General features: G+C 37.0%; 15 protein-coding genes. 1 reads left to right on the plus strand and 14 read right to left on the minus strand.

Annotated features, from left to right (window positions below):
- Positions 1 to 76: 76 nt before the first annotated feature.
- The 8 genes from ABC255_RS20985 to ABC255_RS21020 form a co-directional block, all read right to left on the minus strand.
- A complete protein-coding gene (locus tag ABC255_RS20985) occupies positions 77 to 1516 on the minus strand; it encodes a DHA2 family efflux MFS transporter permease subunit (RefSeq protein WP_412996589.1) in 1440 nt (479 codons plus the stop codon).
- A gap of 252 nt (positions 1517 to 1768) precedes the next feature.
- Positions 1769 to 2419: a response regulator gene (locus tag ABC255_RS20990; protein ID WP_412996591.1), complete on the minus strand. Its 651-nt coding sequence runs from the start codon at positions 2417 to 2419 to the stop codon at positions 1769 to 1771.
- An 18-nt stretch (positions 2420 to 2437) separates the two neighbouring features.
- Positions 2438 to 3631: a sensor histidine kinase gene (locus tag ABC255_RS20995; protein ID WP_412996593.1), complete on the minus strand. Its 1194-nt coding sequence runs from the start codon at positions 3629 to 3631 to the stop codon at positions 2438 to 2440.
- A gap of 327 nt (positions 3632 to 3958) precedes the next feature.
- Positions 3959 to 4621: an NAD(P)H-dependent oxidoreductase gene (locus ABC255_RS21000; protein WP_412998606.1), complete on the minus strand. Its 663-nt coding sequence runs from the start codon at positions 4619 to 4621 to the stop codon at positions 3959 to 3961.
- A gap of 60 nt (positions 4622 to 4681) precedes the next feature.
- On the minus strand, positions 4682 to 5440 hold the full coding sequence (locus ABC255_RS21005) for an SDR family oxidoreductase (protein ID WP_412996595.1): 759 nt from the start codon (positions 5438 to 5440) through the stop codon (positions 4682 to 4684).
- 168 nt (positions 5441 to 5608) lie between these two features.
- Positions 5609 to 6868 (minus strand): cytochrome P450 family protein, encoded by a 1260-nt coding sequence (locus tag ABC255_RS21010; RefSeq protein WP_412996597.1) that lies wholly within the window; start codon positions 6866 to 6868, stop codon positions 5609 to 5611.
- Between the two features lie 197 nt (positions 6869 to 7065).
- A complete protein-coding gene (locus ABC255_RS21015) occupies positions 7066 to 7824 on the minus strand; it encodes an SDR family NAD(P)-dependent oxidoreductase (protein WP_412996599.1) in 759 nt (252 codons plus the stop codon).
- Between the two features lie 245 nt (positions 7825 to 8069).
- Positions 8070 to 8612 (minus strand): TetR family transcriptional regulator, encoded by a 543-nt coding sequence (locus ABC255_RS21020; RefSeq protein ID WP_412996601.1) that lies wholly within the window; start codon positions 8610 to 8612, stop codon positions 8070 to 8072.
- A gap of 209 nt (positions 8613 to 8821) precedes the next feature.
- Between ABC255_RS21020 and ABC255_RS21025 the strand changes: the two genes are divergently transcribed.
- Complete coding sequence (locus ABC255_RS21025) at positions 8822 to 10495, plus strand: FAD-dependent oxidoreductase (RefSeq protein ID WP_412996603.1); 1674 nt, start codon at positions 8822 to 8824, stop codon at positions 10493 to 10495.
- A 123-nt stretch (positions 10496 to 10618) separates the two neighbouring features.
- Here ABC255_RS21025 and sda read toward each other — a convergent pair whose 3' ends face one another.
- From sda to ABC255_RS21055, 6 genes are all read right to left on the minus strand, one after another.
- A complete protein-coding gene (gene sda / locus ABC255_RS21030; RefSeq protein WP_179157388.1) occupies positions 10619 to 10747 on the minus strand; it encodes a sporulation histidine kinase inhibitor Sda in 129 nt (42 codons plus the stop codon).
- 76 nt (positions 10748 to 10823) lie between these two features.
- Complete coding sequence (locus ABC255_RS21035) at positions 10824 to 11087, minus strand: HPr family phosphocarrier protein (RefSeq protein ID WP_412996605.1); 264 nt, start codon at positions 11085 to 11087, stop codon at positions 10824 to 10826.
- Between the two features lie 789 nt (positions 11088 to 11876).
- The gene (locus tag ABC255_RS21040) at positions 11877 to 12902 is read right to left on the minus strand and encodes a LacI family DNA-binding transcriptional regulator (RefSeq protein ID WP_412996607.1); all 1026 of its coding nucleotides are present in this window, start codon (positions 12900 to 12902) and stop codon (positions 11877 to 11879) included.
- A gap of 86 nt (positions 12903 to 12988) precedes the next feature.
- Positions 12989 to 14620, minus strand: a complete 1632-nt coding sequence (locus ABC255_RS21045; protein ID WP_412996609.1) for a glycoside hydrolase family 140 protein — start codon at positions 14618 to 14620, stop codon at positions 12989 to 12991.
- Positions 14621 to 14827: 207 nt separating this feature from the next.
- Complete coding sequence (locus tag ABC255_RS21050) at positions 14828 to 16201, minus strand: prolyl oligopeptidase family serine peptidase (protein ID WP_412996610.1); 1374 nt, start codon at positions 16199 to 16201, stop codon at positions 14828 to 14830.
- Positions 16202 to 16681: 480 nt separating this feature from the next.
- Positions 16682 to 18907: a glycoside hydrolase family 3 protein gene (locus tag ABC255_RS21055; protein ID WP_412996612.1), complete on the minus strand. Its 2226-nt coding sequence runs from the start codon at positions 18905 to 18907 to the stop codon at positions 16682 to 16684.
- Between the last annotated feature and the right edge of the window lie 237 nt (positions 18908 to 19144).

Consider the following 19144-nt stretch of genomic DNA (forward strand, 5'->3'; position numbering starts at 1 on the left):
TGACCAAAAAAGCAGGTTATTACCGCATATAATATAAGCGTTACTAACCTGCTACTTTTGTAAAAGAGATATAATTTTATTTGTTCTCGTTCGCCAAACTGGTAACTTTGAAGGATTCTACTTTAGGCTGTTTGGCTTTTATTAAAAAAGATAGTAACAGACCGATTGAAGCGATAATGCCTGCAAAAACAAACGATACATTTACACCACGTATTAACCCACTAACACCTGCTGCAGGCACTGAATAATTTGTCATGACAGTGACAAGTACGGCTGTTCCTACTGCTCCGGCTACTTGTCGCATTGTATTATTCATTGCTGTACCATGCGCTATTAATTCGGGTGGCAGTTCATTTAATCCAGCTGTTGTTACCGGCATTAATACCATCGAAACAGCAAACATTCTTATTGCATTAACCACTGCTAAGTAAATAAACGTTGTGTTCTGGGTTAAATTACTTAGCATAAATGTTGTTATGACCAATATGATTAAACCTATAATGGATAGCCATCTTGCACCAAATTTATCAAAAAGCCTTCCTGTGACAGGGCTCATAATCCCCATAACAATTGCACCTGGTAACAGAATTAATCCAGATTCAAATGCCGTAAACTTCAACATATTTTGCATATATATCGGCAGTATAACGGATCCGCCAATTAGTGACAAAAAAACGATCATTCCAAGAATTGTAGTGACAGTGAACACCCTATAATTAAATACACTAAAACGTAAGATAGGGTGATCTATTTTTACCTGGCGTACAATGAACAATGCTAGACAAGCAGCGCCAACCAGCATTGATACAATAACTTGTACACTGCTCCATCCACTTCCGCCAGCCGTGCTGAAAGCATACAATATCCCGCCAAAACCAAGTGTAGAATATACAATAGACAAAATATCAATTTTAGAGAACTTTTGTATTGTTACATTTTTCAAAATAAAAAAGGCAACTATTAAATTACTCAAAATAAACGGCAAAAGGATATAAAATAAACTTCTCCAATCAAAATGATCTACGAGCCAACCTGATAAAGTTGGACCTATCGCTGGAGCAAAAGCTATAACCAATCCAAACAGACCCATTGCTGTTCCACGTTTTTCAAGAGGAAAAACTAGAAATACAATTGTTTGCATTAACGGCATAATAATACCTGCACCTGCAGCTTGAAGAATCCTTCCAAGCAGTAAGAAAGCGAAATTTGGTGAAACAGAACCAATCAAAGTCCCTATGGCTAACAGTCCCATCGCCGTTAAAAACAATCCTCTTGTAGTAAATCGTTCAATTAAAAAAGCAGTGATCGGTATCATAATGCCATTTACCAGTAAGAAAATAGACTGTAACCACTGAGCTACACTGGCATCCAGGTTTAAATCTTTCATAATATCAGGTAATGCCGTAGTTAATATAGTTTGATTTAAAACCGCCACAAAAGCACCTGAAATTAAGACCAGCATAAGAGGCTTTTTATTAATTTCGTTCGCAAGGACTTTACCTTGTCTATAATCCATAACATAACCTTCTCTCTACATTTATAGGACTTTTCGTAATAGATGTGTAGATAATACGTAAAGTCCGGGTTTTCACTTCAATACTTTTTATACTTTTCGAATAGAATAGCATTTCATCATGATCAATTATTGTATTTTAGTTTTTATTTTAGTATTTTAGAGAAAAAAGGTATCTGAAATATACCAATTTCAGGCTTACTCCAAAACATAAAAAATGCCCGAGAAATATTTCTTTACTCGGGCATTTCTTAATTATAGATGTATCATTCCACTTTCTAGTGCTACCGCAACGGCTTCTGTTCTAGTGTTGACACCTAGTTTATTGTAAATATTAGTTAAATGTGCCTTAACCGTCCGTTCAGCAATTCCCATATCAAATGCTATATCTTTATTTCGATAACCTTTGGCTGTTGCTTGTAAAATAAACAGTTCCTTTTCAGTTAGTTTAGTGGCTTCAAAGGGAGTTAAAACCTTAGATTTCTTCTCTTTAGCACCAAGTAGTTTGGCCATGATCTCTGGTTGTAGTAAAGTTTCTCCTCTGATTGCAGATTCAATCGTCCGAAATAGATCTTCCCGGCCCGTATCCTTTAATAAGTACCCTTTTGCCCCTAGCTCCAACCCCTTAATCATTAATTCATCTTCATTATAGGTTGTTAAAATAATAATAGGAATCGAGATTTCTCGGTCATTTAAGGCTTTTATTGTCTCCAATCCGTTCATAGTGGGCATATTTAAATCCAGTAATATCACATCCGGCTTTTTAGTTTCAAGGAACTTTAGTGCTACTTCCCCATTTTCAGCCTCTCCTATTATTTCAAATCTTTCATTTGTTTCCAAGATTAATTTTAGTCCCTCACGAACAACCAAATGGTCATCAACAATTAACACTTTATTCTTTTGCACTTTATGGGCTCCTTCCTTTTAAATAGGGACTGTGATAGAAATTTTTGTTCCCTTGCCAGGATTACTATTCATTTCTATCCTTCCTCCTATTAACCGAACTCGTTCTTTTAAACCGAGTAAGCCGTATTTTCCCGAATGTTTGCCAATGGAATTGATTTTAAATCCAATTCCATTATCGATTAATTCTATTACTAAATATTTGTTTACCTTTTTTATGGTTATGTTAACCATCTGTGCTTGTGAATGTTTTGCAACGTTTGCTAAACACTCACTAATGATATATAAACTATGCTCCATTGTTAAAGCAGATAATTGTTTAATTGGTTCGATATGATCGTTTACCTCGATCAGAGCAGTTTCTTTAAAATCTGTTATCATTTTTAATACTTCACGATAAAAATCTGTTTCTTCAATAGAATCTGATCTCAAATCATCAATTGCTGTCCTAGCATTTTTCAATGTTTCCCTAGCTCGTATCATAGATTGTTGTATGATTTCATGAGAACGGTTCGTATTTCCACGATGCAGATGTGCATCAACTGCCTCTAACTGCATAATTAAACCTGCCAGGCCTTGTGCTAAAGTATCATGTAAATCTCTTGCCATCCTTTGTCTTTCGTTTGAAAGTGTCAGATCTTCAACTTTTCGATGGGCTGTTTCCAGTTCTTGCAGATAATATTTCATCCTTAGCCTAGCGTTAACCTGTCTATTGTAAATGACAGTATAGAAATTAACGATCGTAACATTAAAGAAGAAAAGAAGGATGAATACTGGCAATTCTTTTAACCCATAATTTAGCCAGATCGCTATACAATATAAGGCATAAGCTCCAATAAATACAATGATTACTTTTAAACTGTTTTCAAAAATAGCAATACTTTGAGATACCAAAAGTGGAAGCAGACCTGCCATAATAATAGGAGATCCATGTGGAACAAGAAAAGATGATATAAATAATAGGCTGCCTTGTGCGAGCAAGTAAACCCACTTTCTTTTATCTGTCAATAAACGAGAGTACCAGTAGAATAATATATAAATTAAGATAGCAATGGTAAAAACGATACTCTGGATAAAAAGTGGTTTTTCTAAATACTGAAGTACCACTGTCCCTATATAAATTAAAAATATCCAAACAACAACCGCAATTTTAGATACTAATAATCCATCAGAAATATTGTAAATAGAGTCCATATTCTTATTCCATTTATTCATTGAATCACCGCCTTTCTTCATTATAATTTACTTTTAGACATATAACATGCCCTATGGGGCATGCCCTTTAGTACCATAATCTTAATCTAATGACCCAATAATTGAAACTATTAACCCGACATTTAATAGGAAAAAGCCGACTTTATAAATGTCCAAGTCAGCTTTCACACATTAATAAGAACTCTTCTTTTTTAAAATTAACGGTACATAAATGTTTAAATTAACAGTATTAAAAAACTTTGTAAAAAAATCCATTCTACGTAAATAAAAAAACCAAAACCCTGAATTGTTACTTCATAGTTTCGGTTTTTTTATTTTTAGGTTTAATTACACCCATTGAACAATTTCGTTTAAATTTTTCCTTGTTTTAGGTCTTTTAGGTTCCTCTTTACGATAACCAAAGGCTACCATTACTGATGGTTCAAAATGCCCTTTATCCAATAAACCCTCACGTTCAAGAAATGCACGAACTTCATCAAAGTTGAAACCTTCGATTGGTGTAGAGTCAATACCAATTTGTGCAGCTGCTGTCATCATATTTGCTAATGCAATATAGGTTTGTTTTGATGACCAATCAAATAATGCACGGTCATTTTCAGATAGTTTCCAATTGGTTTCTTGGAACTGTTTTAGCCCTTGAACTAACATTTCTACAAACTGATCAGGCATTTTTTGAACAGTTTTCATATGATGGATGATGTATTCCGAATCATATCGAATATCAACTCTAGTAAGAATAATGATAAAATGACTTGCTCCTCTAAGTTTATCTTTTGCTCCTGGAGCTATTTTCATTAATCTTTCTCTAAACTCAGGGCTTTGCACAATCAAAAATTTCCAAGGTTCAAAACCAAATGAACTCGGAGACAGCCTTCCAGTCTCCAAAATGAAATTAAAATCCTCCTTAGAAATCTTCTTACTTTCATCATATTCCTTTGTTGCATGTCTGAAATTGAATGCATCCAAAATTTCTTGTTTTTTCTTCATTATATTAGACATAATAAATAGTAATCTCCCTCAGGGCAAATCGAAGTTCAAATCGTATATATGCTAATAGGCAGTCCAGCCCCCATCAGCTGCAATGACAGTACCGTTAACAAAGCTTGAATCATCCGTGGCAAGGAATAATGCTACTTTTGCAATTTCCTCTGGCTTCCCTAAACGTGGATTAATCCCCAATCCTGGACGTACTCTTCCCATGCCAAATTCATTGATTCTTGTCATGCTAGATACAATATTTGTCTCTACGCTTCCTGGAGCGATGGCATTACAGCGGACTCCTTTTTGCGCGTACATGAAACCCGTGTTTTTGGTGAAACCAACAACTGCATGTTTTGAAGCTGTATAAGCTGCCCCTGCCCTGGCACCTTGCATTCCACCATTCGAAGCCACGTTTATAATAACGCCCTGTTGTTTTTCCAAGAAGATAGGTAGAGCTTTCCTTGTTGCACGCATCACGCTTGTAGTATTCACAGCAAATATTTTTTCCCAAGGTTCATCTACAATGTCGCCGGCAGGTTCAAAATTATCCATGATCCCTGCATTATTAACTAAGATATCTAAGGTCCCGTATGTGTCAACCGTTCTGTCAATCAGATTTTGAATATCTTCCTCTTTAGCTACGTTGGCCAGAATGGCAATAGCTTCTCCACCACCTGACTTTATTTCTTCTACTGTTTCATATGCTGAGGCTTCATTAATATCTGAAACCACAACTTTAGCACCTTCCTGAGCATAAACAATGGCAATTGCTTTCCCCATTCCAGAACCTGCACCCGTTACAATAGCAATCTTATTTTTAAGTTTCATAAAAGCAATCCTCCCATATAAATATTGATAAGTTTTCACAAATTTATTATCAAATGATTTTTTCCTCATTTGATGTGTCTATGATACTGGTAAAATGTTTGAGAATTGCTTAATAAATGTTTAAGAAATGTTAATTGTTTAAAATTATTTCACCAATAGGATTTCGGCTTAAAATGACACAGGAAGAGTGGCCAAGCCTTGAGCGGCTAGCTTAAATTGCCAGGTGACATCCTCCCGAGGAATACTAAGGCGAAGATTTGGCATGCGCTTTAGAAGTGTGGTAAACGCAATATCCGCTTCCACTCGGGCGAGTGGTGCACCCAAACACATATGAATGCCCTGACCAAAGGCAAGATGACGTTTAATTTTGCGCGTAACATCTAGCTCTTCTGAATTTGTAAATTGATGTTCATCTCGATTGGCTGACTTTAATAACGGAAGAAGTATATCCCCTTTTTTGATCTGTTGCCCGCCAAGTTCGATATCCTCTATAGCATAACGCGGTCCAGCGATTGTGGAAGGACCATTAAAACGCAACAATTCTTCTACAGCAGATGGGATTAATCTGTGATCAGCCTTAAGCTTCTCCAATTGTTCCGGGTGATCCAACAACATTAGGGTTCCAGTGGAAATCAAGGTTGAGGTTGTCTCATGTCCGGCAAAGATTAATAGCTGTACTAATGAAATCAATTCAGATTCATTGAGTCGATCTCCCTCCTCTTCAATTGAGATTAATTGACTGATTAAATCTTCAGAAGGATTCTCACGCTTGTTTGCTATAAGCTGTTTAATATAGTCTCCGAAGGCTTGAAGACTTTCAGTAACCTCTTGGTCCAGTCTTCCCAAACCAAGACCGTTAGCAATCCCTTCTGACCATACATGAATTTTTGAATGGTCAGATTTAGGTACTCCGATCATGTCAGATATAACATTGATTGGTAAAGGGTTGGCATAGTCCTTTACAAGGTCCATTTCTCTTTTGTCTTGGACCCGATCAAGCAATTCATTTGCTATTTTTTGTACACGGGGGCGCAAGCTTTCCATAAATCTTGGCGTGAAAGCTTTAGATACTAACGTTCGTAACCGTCGATGATCGGGTTCATCAATCGCGTTTAAGGAATTAGCAAGAAACAAATTGGAGTGAGATTGTTCTTTGCTTCCTGTTAGAGAATGTTTAGTGTCATTACTTCTATCGATGGTCTTAGGGTCTACACAAAAGTGGGCGTTATCTTTAAGTACCTTCATTGCCTCTTCTATATGTGTGACGATCCATGCTTGATTATCCGATCCGCCTAGCGGAAATGGAATGGGAATAACTGACCCCATTTCCCTCATTTGAGCGAATAGTGGAAATGGGTTTTCTCCGCTTTTGCCACTCAGAACTCCTAATATTGCATGTTGAGGTACATTTTGTTCTACATGTTTCATGAATAAACCTTCCTTTCTCAAATTTGCCTAGATAGAGGATTTGCATGTTTTTGGAAAAAATATAACTGTTTCTTATAATCTATCAGTAATAAACCCCTTACATAACGTCCAAAAGGGCAACATATATCTGCCCTTTTTTAAGGACTTTTGAACTGTACTAATAGAGTTTTCTACAGGTAAAAGAAACTATTCTTCGATTAATGGGAACTCCAGCCACCATCAACCACTAACTCTTCTCCTGTAACAAACTTTGATTCATCAGAAGCTAAGTATAAGTATGCATATGCTATATCATTCTCCTCCCCTGCGTGTGGTGGCAGGGGAATAATGTCGGTAAATGCTTGACCAAGTTGCTCTTGGGACGTAACACCATATTTCCTTGCAGCACCTGTTAAGATTGCACCTGGATAGACGGAATTTACACGAATATGATCTTTAGCAAAGTTTATGGCTGCATGTTTTGTAAGGGAGCGAACGCCTCCCTTAGCAGCGCTGTATGCAGCGGCACCACTGTCGGCACCTCCAACTAAAGCTGCTAATGAAACACAGTTAACAATCGAACCTTTACCATTCAATTGCATATCAGGGATAACGGTTTTCATCCCTAACCATACGGAAGTTAGATTCAATGCAATTGCCTTATTCCATCCTTCTAAATCTTCTTCTAATAAACCCTTATGAACGGATACACCAGCATTGTTTATTAAAATATCAACCTTGCCAAATTCCTTTTTTGCGCGTTCACTGACACTACCCCATTGTTCCTCAGAAGAAACATCCAATTCGAGAGCAAGAATGTCTCCCTCAAAATTAGAAACTGCTTCTGTTAGTTGTGTAATGGCAATATCAGTTGCAACTACCTTTGCTCCCTCACTGGCAAATAATTTTGCAGCAGCTAATCCCATTCCACTTGCCGCACCTGTAATAATGGCAACTTTGTTTTCTAAGCGTCCCATGATTCAATTCCTCCAATTCTAGTAAGCGCAATATTGATAGCACTTTATTTACCACTTTTATTTTATTAAACTTGAAAATAAAAAAAATCGTACATTCGGGCATGTAAAGATGTACGATTGGGCAGATTTTACAACTTAATCTTTCAATCCTTGCAAAAAAAAACCACTAAATTCCGCTCTCCCTATTGGATTAACGGAATCTAGAAAGTTTTAGTTTGACCTAATATGGTTATTATCTATTACACTTATCGTGGTAAAGCTACACTTGCCATTCGCAATGCTATTTCATCTGAAGATCCTTTTAACCCTTCAGCAAGCCAACGGCTGATACAACCAACAGTACCATATGCAGCAAATATACCGTGTGATTCATCTTTATAAATTAACCTTAGACGGGAAAATAATTTATCAGTAAGGCTATTTACAAAGTTTATATCTTTAAATCGATTACAGTAAAACTGTTTATTTGTTTTTATGTGTTCACAGATTTCGACAGCATTTTGACACGGCTTTCCTTTGTTATATGCAAGGTTCATATTTAATAACATTTCATCATCTTCAAATTTCCCATATAATTCTAGAAGTTCTTCGATAATTTGTTCTGTCATTTGATTTAGCAAGTCATATTTATCTTGAAAATGTAAGTAAAAGGTTGAACGACTTATACCGGCTTTCCGAACAATCGAATGAACGGTAATCTTCTCAAAAGAGGAAACTCCTAGTAACTCAGTAAAAGCCTCCTTGATTACCCAACGAGTGTAAACTTCATCCCCTATAGGATCATTCATCAACTATCTCCCCCTTTCGAAAAATGGACATTTTCAACCAAATTGTCGTTTGAAAACACAGTAGGGTCAAGTATATGCTTTATTTATAGTTATTTTCAATATTATCAAAAAATACAGAAAAATAAAGAGCAGTGGTTGAAACCAAATTGGGATTTAGATTATTTTATATAAAATTTTCTTTAATGTATGTAATTACTAGGAGGGATTTTATGAATTGGCATGAAGAATACGATGTTGTAGTTGTTGGTAGTGGCGCCGGTGGGCTCGTAGCAGCAATCACAGCAGCTTATCAAGGCTTAAATACCGTTATTGTTGAAAAAGGGAGCGAATGGGGTGGATCTTCAGCACTATCTGGAGGAGGATTATGGATTCCAAATAATCATGTTTCTAAGAAAGCAGGTTTACAAGATAGTGAGGAAGAAGCGCTCACTTATATGCAAGAAGTAATTGAGGATACAGGACCAGCCTCAACATACGAACGAAAAGTAGCTTATGTTAAAAATGGACATCGAATGGTGAAATTTTTAGAGGATTTAGGGATGAGATGGGTTCCAGGCAGTTTATACCCTGACTATTATCCAGAAAAACCAGGAGGTAAAATTGGTCGTTCTATTGAAGGTGAAATTTTTGATGCCAGATTATTAGGTGACTATGAAAAAACGTTAAGGAAGGGAGAAATTGAAGCTCCATTACCCTTATACTCTGGCAAGGTAGCCTCCCTACCGAAAGCTTTTACAAATGCGAAAGATTTTAATACCGTAGTCGGAATGTTTATCAATGGCTTTAAACATAAAGTGAAAGGCCATCATGCTATATCAATTGGATCTGGCCTAGTTGGGCGCTTATTAAAAATTGCACTTGATCATAACGTAGCTATTAAACTCTTAACACCATTAACCGATTTAGTTATTGAAAATAATAAAATCATTGGTGTAGAAGTAGAAAATGAAGGCAAACCATTTTTCTTGAAAAGTAAAGCTGTTATCTTAGCTGGCGGCGGGTTCGAACGAAACCCATATCTCCGTAAAAAATATCATAATGTTGGAACCGATTGGACTGCTGCAAGTCCAGATAATACTGGAGATATGTTATTAATTGCTCAAAAACATAATATTGATACTGCTTTATTAGATGATGCTTGGTGGGGACCAACAACTTTGGACGTAAGCGGTTCACGAAAATTTTTAGTTTATGAACGCTCTATGCCACACTGTATCATTGTGGATCAAACAGGTGAGCGTTACTTCAATGAATCACAGTCTTATACAGATGCTGGCCATGCTATTCTTGAACGTCAAGAAAAAAACGGCAAGGCAATTCATTCATGGCTTATAATGGAAAGTCGAAATCGTAATAAATACTTATTCGGTGATATGCTGCCGAGAAGAACACCTAAAGAGGCTATTGAAAGCGGTTTCTTAATTAAAGCTGAATCTATTAGAGAACTTGCAGAAAAATGTCAAATTGATTATGAAGGATTAAAAGCCACCATCACACGCTTTAATAAATTCGTTGAGAAAGGCAAAGACGAAGATTTTGGACGTGGTAACTCAGCTTATGATAATTATTATGGGGACCCTACTTACAAAAACCCAAATTTAGGAGCAATCGAGAAAGCGCCATTTTATGCTTGTAAAATCTTCCCCGGAGATTTAGGAACGAAAGGCGGAATTGTAGCAAATGAGTATGGCCAAGCGCTGCGCAATAATATTCCGATAGAAGGATTATATGCTACAGGCAATTGCTCAGCTTCAGTAATGGGTCGCGTTTACCCTGGTCCAGGTTCTACATTAGGACCAACAACAGTATTTGGCTATATATCTGCTAATCATATAAAGGAGAATATGCTTAGACTAGTAGATTCATCAGTAAGAATAGTATAGCTGACCTTTTTGTTTCATATAGAAAAACAAACCACCTGGAAATTTTTTTATCTGGGTGGTTTAGAATCAATGTTGGGGACCCATACGAGTTAATCACCGTGCTATCGGCTTTAGTTTTAGTTATTAAATAGATTCAGTGATTAATCGCTTATTTATTTCTTCAGATAATAATAAAATAAAGTCTTTGCTCACATTTAAGTTAATCGCTTCTTTATATACTTCAAGCAATTGTTCTGTGCTAAGCTTATGCATAATTGTTTCACTCCACTTACCTTCAATACCTATGAAATAATGAATAAAAATTTTTAATATTAATATATTAAATTGACTATTTCTTTTTCCCACTTAAAAGGTATGTTTCCAAGACAGCCACAGCTTTGTTTTGATCCATTCCGTCTGCTATAAGTGTGATTTCTTCTCCCTTTCTAATTGCCAAGCACATAACACCCATAATACTTTTACCACCAATCAATCTTCCTTCTTTTAAAATGTGTATGTCACTATTAAATGAAGAAGCTTTTCTCACAAACTCACTGGCTGCTTGAGCCTGAAGTCCATTGTTTAGTTGTACCTCAATCTTTTTCCTTATCATTTATTTCATTTCCCCCCTTATTTTCTAGAGAGTTTTATTTTACTTTTATTATTTTTAATTCCCTTAACAAACCAATTTCTTTGATTTGAAATTTATTATAATTTCTAGCTGAAACAGAGTATGGTAATATCGTTAGAAAATTTGTACTTTAATAATTTATTTATAGGAGAATACAGCTGACTTACATAAAAACGCCTGATTTCGGCTCTTCGCAAAAATCAGGGATTTTAGTTAATCGTTGAATTATGGATAAATATTTTAGATTTACTAAACGCGATATTTTGCCGAAAATTTGCCGAAAAACCCAGTAAAACCATATTTATTGTAATTGTACAGGATTGATATTTATTAACTAAAAAGATTGATAAATAAGCGTTTTGAAAAGAATTCTGTTACTATCCTAACCATTTTCATACTTTTCCTAAACTGTAGGTCGGAGGTTCGAATCCTCTTCGGGACGTCAAAAAGCCTTGATAAATCAAGGCTTTTTATTTTTGTTGAAGATATGTAAGCAGCAATTCCGAAATCGAATATAAAACTAGGTAGTTTGTTTTTATTTTATGACAGTAAAATTTGTTATTACAGGACGAAAAAATTTATAAATATGGATAAAGGAAAACTCCTATTTGGAAGTAAATTCTTACATCTAAAAAGCCCATATATCATTTATTGATACATGAGCTGAACCCTACTTGTTTTGTCCACTTTTCCCCTTATGACTTTGATACATAAATTATTGAACATGATAAGAAACCTTAACACACTTGACATTAAAAGTTTTTTCAATCCTTATACATCCACTTTATTTTTATGGTTGACAGAGCAAGTGCTTACTCTTGTCACAAGTTCTGTCCCAACATATACATGCCTAAATTTACAACCTGGGTGTTCTAGACAATAAACCAGTTGTTCTACTGATACAGCCCCAAGTTCAGCCTCATACGTACGAACAGTGGTTAGAGGCGGTTCTAACAAAGCAGAAAATGGCTGATCGTCAAATCCAATCACCGAAACATCTTTGCCTGGGACCATTTCATGGTCCCGTAATGCCCGCATCATAGAAGCTGCGATAAAATCATTATCACAAATTATAGCAGTCGCTTCCAGTTTATTCTGATCTAGCCAGTCATTTATTACATTCAACATGCTGTCAGCTTCTTCTTTCCTAAGATCCAGGTAATTTGCCGGTACCAACTGCTTTATTGCCATTTCTGATAAAAAAGCATGATATCTTTCTGTACCAATGTTTCCGCCTACAGAACATATATAGCCTACTTTTTCATGGCCCAAAGAAATCAGATGATCAAGTGCCACCGCGATTCCATAATAATTATCATGGGATACGGTATTTACGGCCATCCTATTCATAGAATTTCCCGAAACAACGAAAGGTTTTTTGCCTTTCCGATACAATTCAAGTTCCTCTTTCGAAATCGCTGCCCCAAGCAGGATCGCTCCGGAGGCATTGGGTCTGGACAGAAAACCTGGCTCTTTCGGATTATAGGGACCCGATATCTGATAACCATATTCTTCTATAGCAGCTGTGGCTGTATTGATAAACTGGGTATAATAAGTAAACATTTCTTTAGTTGCACCAGCTTTATGGTTATAATAGGTGTAATCTATAATTTCAATGATTCCCTTTGATTCAGATACGCTCAGTTTTGTCATATCATATCCTCTTTTTTTCGCTTCCTCGAGAATACGTACCCTTGTCTCCTCCGAAATTCCAGATTTCCCACGTAACGCTACAGATACGGAAGCCACACTTACGCCTAAAGACTCTGCTAGTTCTCTCATTGATATGCCTGCCATGATTTTCATCCCCAGAATTTCATTCTACAAGTCTATTTTTAGAAACAAACATTTTCCAAAAATATAGTGTAATTTATCTTAACATGTTAGTTTTCAGAATTCAATTTGATTACCAAAAGCCAGTCTCCACCTTGTTCCCTCGCAGGTGCTTCCCATTTTCCCTCACTTGGAATAAAAGATGTCACAGCAGATGTATATTCTCCCGTTCTCGGGTCAAACCATGAAGCAGAATATTCTTTCTGTTTCAAATCAGAGATACCACATCCACCTCTGGTATGCTCATTATAGTAAATGATGATATGACTTCTATCTGAATTTGCTGTTGCCAGTGGAGAAAACATATCCACTTTTCCTTCTTCACTATTTCCAAAGGGACTGGTTGCAGACACTGCAACCGGTTCCAATTCCTCAAAACTCTCTTTTTCATAAAACTGACGCATATACCCCATCTGCATTGCACCCTCTCCATCGACCGCTTCATACCAGGTAATACCAAACCGATTGAATGTATTGAACGGGTCAGGTTTTTCCGGTTTGTCCCACACATTATCCCAGATTCCCTGAGCTCCATAGGTATAGCCGCAGCTGCCAAGCTGCATAGCTGTATATGCCACTTTGCGCACCATATCTGCAGTACATAATCTACTGCCATTTTCTTCTAATGTGGAACAGAATTCATACAGACTCTCCCCTTCTATAAAAGGTTTGTCCGGATGAGCGTTCCGATACTCATAAAAATCCTGTGCAGTCACATTAAAATCCCCATGTCCCGCCTGATTCAGAGTAAAGTCAAACCATTCTTCATCATAATAATAGTCTGCAAAAGGACGCTCATTTGTATAATGTGCTGTCTGCAGCTGTCCGTATCCGTCAATTTCCTCAATATATTTGGCAACTTCCCGCCAACCATTGATAAATTCAGATCTCGATGGTTCACCAAAATATCCAGCAACCTCTCCAGCGAGGGTCCAGACCATCGGCAATGCACCATAACGTGCCACCATATATCGTGCCATATTTTTGTATGTTGTGATGTTATTCTGAATCGACATAAACCAGGCAAATCCCAGAGCATTTACAAGACCATTCTCTGCAAGATACTCCATTCTCCTATCCAATTCTTCCTGATAAAACTGAACATTTGGCAGTGAACCTATCTTGCCTTTCACCCAATACTTTTCTGCACCACCCCAACTGCCCGGGTCACTGCGCAGATTTGTCTGATAAACAGTAAAGCCTTGATTTACTCGACGATCCACCATTCCTCTGAACATACTATCCATCTGTGGATGGTTGGATTCTTCCCAATTCTCTCCATATGCAAATGCCCAGTGTGTATCTCCCAACCAGAAAAAAGCTGTTCCATCCTGATACGTCAAGAATCTTCTTGATGCATCCACCCTAAGAAAACCGTGTTTGTAAATGGGAAGATCACCTTCATATTTCAAGCAAGTTACCTGTCCTGTTTTTTCATTTAGTCCTGTTTCTTCCGGTGCTTTCAACATCCATTTCCACTGACCCACTTCAGTAGGCGCAAACGCAATTTTGTAACTTTTACCTCCATCCCAGTATGCCTCCCGGACAATTTTTTGCCCGGACGGACCTGTAAAAACTCCTTCAATCAAAACATCCAAAAACGGATTTACATATTCGCAATCAATTTCAAAAGGAAGAATTACCTGTTTCCATGTTTGTGTCATAAATTCATTGGTATTCATCGTGCTATCTCCTCCAATCTAGTATAATTCGATTATACTAAAATCGTTAGGTTAATATCAACTAATATCAACCTAACATTTTTAATGTTTTTTGTTTTTGTTATTCTATAATTCTATTTTTTTACCTAAATCAATAAAAAAAACGCACCCCGTTTGTTGAGTGTCCAATAAACGGGGTGCAGTTTTTTTATTCCTACACTTTAAGGATTAATTTTTCTGTGCAGCCATCCATTCCATAATCGTTGTATCTACACCGTCGATGATTTGGGATGGTCCATTATTAAATACATAGATCCAAGACCAGTGACCATCATATTGATGTGGTTGTCCATCAGCATTTGTATATAATCCTGATGTATCGCGTACATCCTCAAATAATGATAAGTAAACATTATTTGCACCTGCAGCAATCATACGATTGTATGCTGGAATAGAGGTGAAGTTAGGATTTAATACACTATCATTTTTGGAATGAACAAACCAAATAGGAGTTTGAATCATATTTACAATATCCTCATCGGTTACACGTGTATGGAATAAGCCTTCGCACACTGGAAATGCAGCTGCAAAATATCCGGGATTATCTCGGATCAATAACATGGTCATATACCCACCATTTGAAGCACCACCGATATAGATTTTATTAGGATCAATATCCGGGTTATTCGCTACATAGTCTTTAATCAGAGAAATTAGCGCATTACTATAAATAGAAGTTCCGTCAGCAAAACTATTTTCACTTTGCATCCAATAAGTTGGCGCTTGTGGGGCTAATACATAAGCACCACCATAGATTTCTTGGGCTTCATCGGAAGCAAAAGCAACAGCTTTGTTCGCACCGATTGCAATCGTTGGATCACTTCCACCTTCCCCACCACCATGTAACCATATAATTAGTGGGTTTTTCCCCTTATCTTTTGCTGGTTTGAAATCCGCATAAGACAATGTGATATCACCATATGTAGCATCACCAGTAGTGAAATCATCCACCAGGACTCTAGTTTCCCCTGCGAAAGTTTCAATTACTAAATCGGAAATCGTTCCACCTTTTCCTGAATGTGCTACGATATCTTTTACTTGAGTAATGGTATAGTCGTAATCCACCCAATCATTATGACCTGAAGCAAAGTCATAATTTACAGTTGAACCTAATAAATCATTAGGACCAATTTCCATTTCTAAGACAGCGTATTTTCCTCTGCCTTGATCAATTGCGTTGCCATCTTTGTCAGAAACATAAGCATTCGTTACGGTACGGTTCCCTTCAACATGAGCTCCCCAACCACCCTCAGCTACCCTTGGGTCTGTCTTTTCAACATGAACATTAAAAGTATCCTCTATCACTGCGCCTTGAGGAACTGGTTGGCCTAATTCAACTATTACCTTTGTAATGACTGGACCAAAATCCTGAACTTCAATGACTGTTCTGTACGCTCCTTCTTTCTCCTTTGCAGAAACACTTAAGCCGAAAGAAAACGTAACAGCCATTACAAACACTAAAAACAATAATCTTTTCATTTTACCTGCCAATTCTACTACCTCCTCTATAAATCCAACCATTTCTGTACTTCTGTTAATCATGGTGATTAGATCAGGCAATCCATTGTTTTTACCTCCACCCCAGTATGACTTTTGTACTATTTTTGTTTAGGTGGACTAATGAAAACGCTTTTAATCCCAAAATAACCTATCGTATTCCCAGATAAATTTAAAGAGAATCATTACCTGTTTTCATGATTGCGTCATACATCCATCGGCTATTTTTCTGCTACCTCCTTCAATCTATGATAATTTGATTATATTAAATTCATTAGGTTGGTGATAGTGAATATATACCTAACATTTTTATATTTTTGGTTTTTGTTTTGTTATAATTCTATTGATTTTTACCTAACAATGTTTCATACTGAAAATATAAAGATTGGAGGAGGTATTACATTGATCACGAAGATGAGCTACATACCCACTACTGACAGTACTCGGCCGTTTGCTTCCGCTGCAGTTATGAGAACACACCCTTGGATTATCTACTTCATTAGCAAAAGCTAGTATTCAATATGGTTATTTTACTACTAATCTTTCATATTTTTTTACGCGATCATCTTCTATAACACCATTCCAATTAAGTCCGAATGTAAAATCATAGACATGACCTTCAGAATCAACATGGCATTCCATATCATGTGCCACATCTTCAAATTGTGTTTCAACACTTCCCATATTTGCCGGCATTTGAAATGGAAGGAGAGCGGATGGCTCTGCTTTACCGCTTATAAGATCTAAAACAGCTTGGTCTTGCACTCCAAAATTCACAAGGATTCCATCGACTTCCTTTTCAAATTCATTCACCACGGTTGGATTCGAAAGAAGCATCGATACGATGACTGGTTTTCCGTTCATGGCTTTTTTGGTTTCCAATATGAGATCCAAATCACATTCATTATGAGTCTTTACGATTTTCCCTTTATATGAACGATCTCCTGCTAGGCTTTTTTCTCTTGCTAATTCCGCTGTATATGGACGGTACTGAAGACTTATTGGCAAAAATCCATTCCCGCCTGCTTCTACATCCTCATAACTAAAACCAATACCAGAATATGGTCCTGAGATAAAGACAAGTGCAGCATCTGCTTCTATTGGATTATCTGTTACATTAAAGTATTTTTTGACTAATTCGATATTGACAGGGTAGTCGGTCCGATCTGGAATACTATTTCCAAACCAATCTTTCTTAGAAGGGTAGTACCGTTTCGGAACATAGACCGTTTTTTGCTTTGTAAGTGGCAAAATTTGATTCTTGTTTTTCAGCATGACAACTGATTGCAGTTGAACATGATATCCTGTTTCCATAAACTCCGAATTACCTACCGTTGAGATAGTTTCTTCTATGTCTAAATATGGATTTTCAAACAGTCCCATACGGAAGATGTTCATGAGCAAACGAACTGCAGATTGCTCCATTCGAGTCCTCATAAACTCTTCCCCATGTTCTTCCACACCCATTTGATAGGCAGCTAGGATAGGAGCCCTTTCATTATTTCCGCCAAATTGATCTACTCCGGCCATTAAGAGTTTATAATGCCGTTCTTCTATAGTGAGATTTTCTACACCCCATGGTTTACCATCAATAAATAAATCCATTTTCCCCGAGAAATTATGGGTAATGTTCCAATCCGTACAAACAACTCCATCGTAACCATACTTATTTCGAAGAAGGTCTTGAATGAGGTACTCATTATATGAGTTTCCTACATTTTCTCCATTTTTGGGATCCTGATCGACAGAAATGGTATAGTATGGCATAACTGCAGATGCCATCCCTGTTTTCCCATCCAATTTAAAGGCTCCCTCTGTAAACGGAATCAAGTGTTCATCAAAGTTATTTCCGGGATAAACTGCGTACATGCCTGCCCCATAATGCGCATCTCTGCCAGATTCTCCAGAACCGCCGCCTGGCCAATGCTTCACCATAGCATTGACACTTTCATAGCCCCAGCCATCCACAATTTCCTTATCTGCTTCAGATTCTTGAAATCCATCAACATAAGCACGTGCCATGTCCGCAGATAATTGGGAATCTTCACCGAATGTACCGTTGAAACGGAACCAGCGGGGATCTGTTGCAATATCAATCTGTGGCGAAAGGGCAGTAGTCACCCCTAAAGCTCTGTATTCCTTGGAAGCGATTTCACCAAATTGACGTACTAAACTCGGATTAAATGTAGCAGCAAGACCGAGGGTTTCAGGCCACATAGAAATATGGCCGCCGGCACCTTCATTAAATTCCTTGCTAGAATCAGAAGAATGGCGCGGGTCAGAACTATTGTTGGCTGGTATCCCAAGCCCTACACCTTCCACAAGAGCTTGTACTTCATTATTCCACTTGGCCGCTACTTCAGGGCTTTGTACACTTGTAATTAATACATGACGTAAATGATCCTTTGTTAAAAACTCAATCTGTTGGTCAGACAGTTCCCATGGTTTCGCTCCACTGTCAGAAAATGTTTTCCCGCCAAATGTACTAGCAAAAAAACCGCGGTCAGCCGCAGGGACAGATTGATGGGCACTGTATAACATCAAACCAGCAATCTGTTCAATCGTCATTTTAGAAGCTAAATCTTTTGCACGTTCTTTAGGACTTAAGCGCCAATCTTCATATTTACTTAGTTCTCCGTCTTTATCCAAATCTTTAAAAAATAGCCCGTCTTCCTCAATAATGGTTACTCCTGATGTTGTTGAATATGCTAAAGTTGGACCATTTTTATTTTTTACGTATTTAATCGTCATTAATGTTCCGCTCCTTCATTACAATTCATATTTTTAAAGTATCATGAATATACTTTAAGAAGAATCTAATCATGTTTAATTCCCAACTTTATCATAAAGCACTTTATTTTATTTATCTATTCGAAAAACGACTACGTATTTTTGTTTATCTGACTTTTTAGATAAATCCAACTATTCATACTGAAATGATTGATACAGACTTAGTAGTGAGAAATTTAACTTCTGAAACAAAGACCT

This window comes from Neobacillus canaveralius (genome assembly GCF_047237705.1).
Taxonomy (GTDB): Bacteria; Bacillota; Bacilli; order Bacillales; family Cytobacillaceae; genus Neobacillus; species Neobacillus niacini_K.

Excerpts from the sequence above, each read along its gene's own strand:
- ABC255_RS21020 (WP_412996601.1), bottom strand. The coding sequence starts at position 8,612 with ATGAATGATCCTATAGGGGATGAAGTTTACACTCGTTGGGTAATCAAG.
- ABC255_RS21025 (WP_412996603.1), top strand. The coding sequence starts at position 8,822 with ATGAATTGGCATGAAGAATACGATGTTGTAGTTGTTGGTAGTGGCGCC.
- sda (WP_179157388.1), bottom strand. The coding sequence starts at position 10,747 with ATGCATAAGCTTAGCACAGAACAATTGCTTGAAGTATATAAAGAAGCG.
- ABC255_RS21045 (WP_412996609.1), bottom strand. The coding sequence starts at position 14,620 with ATGAATACCAATGAATTTATGACACAAACATGGAAACAGGTAATTCTT.
- ABC255_RS21055 (WP_412996612.1), bottom strand. The coding sequence starts at position 18,907 with ATGACGATTAAATACGTAAAAAATAAAAATGGTCCAACTTTAGCATAT.
- ABC255_RS20995 (WP_412996593.1), bottom strand. The coding sequence starts at position 3,631 with ATGAATAAATGGAATAAGAATATGGACTCTATTTACAATATTTCTGAT.
- ABC255_RS21040 (WP_412996607.1), bottom strand. The coding sequence starts at position 12,902 with ATGGCAGGCATATCAATGAGAGAACTAGCAGAGTCTTTAGGCGTAAGT.
- ABC255_RS21010 (WP_412996597.1), bottom strand. The coding sequence starts at position 6,868 with ATGAAACATGTAGAACAAAATGTACCTCAACATGCAATATTAGGAGTT.
- ABC255_RS21015 (WP_412996599.1), bottom strand. The coding sequence starts at position 7,824 with ATGGGACGCTTAGAAAACAAAGTTGCCATTATTACAGGTGCGGCAAGT.
- ABC255_RS21005 (WP_412996595.1), bottom strand. The coding sequence starts at position 5,440 with ATGAAACTTAAAAATAAGATTGCTATTGTAACGGGTGCAGGTTCTGGA.
- ABC255_RS20985 (WP_412996589.1), bottom strand. The coding sequence starts at position 1,516 with ATGGATTATAGACAAGGTAAAGTCCTTGCGAACGAAATTAATAAAAAG.
- ABC255_RS21050 (WP_412996610.1), bottom strand. The coding sequence starts at position 16,201 with ATGATTAACAGAAGTACAGAAATGGTTGGATTTATAGAGGAGGTAGTA.
- ABC255_RS21035 (WP_412996605.1), bottom strand. The coding sequence starts at position 11,087 with ATGATAAGGAAAAAGATTGAGGTACAACTAAACAATGGACTTCAGGCT.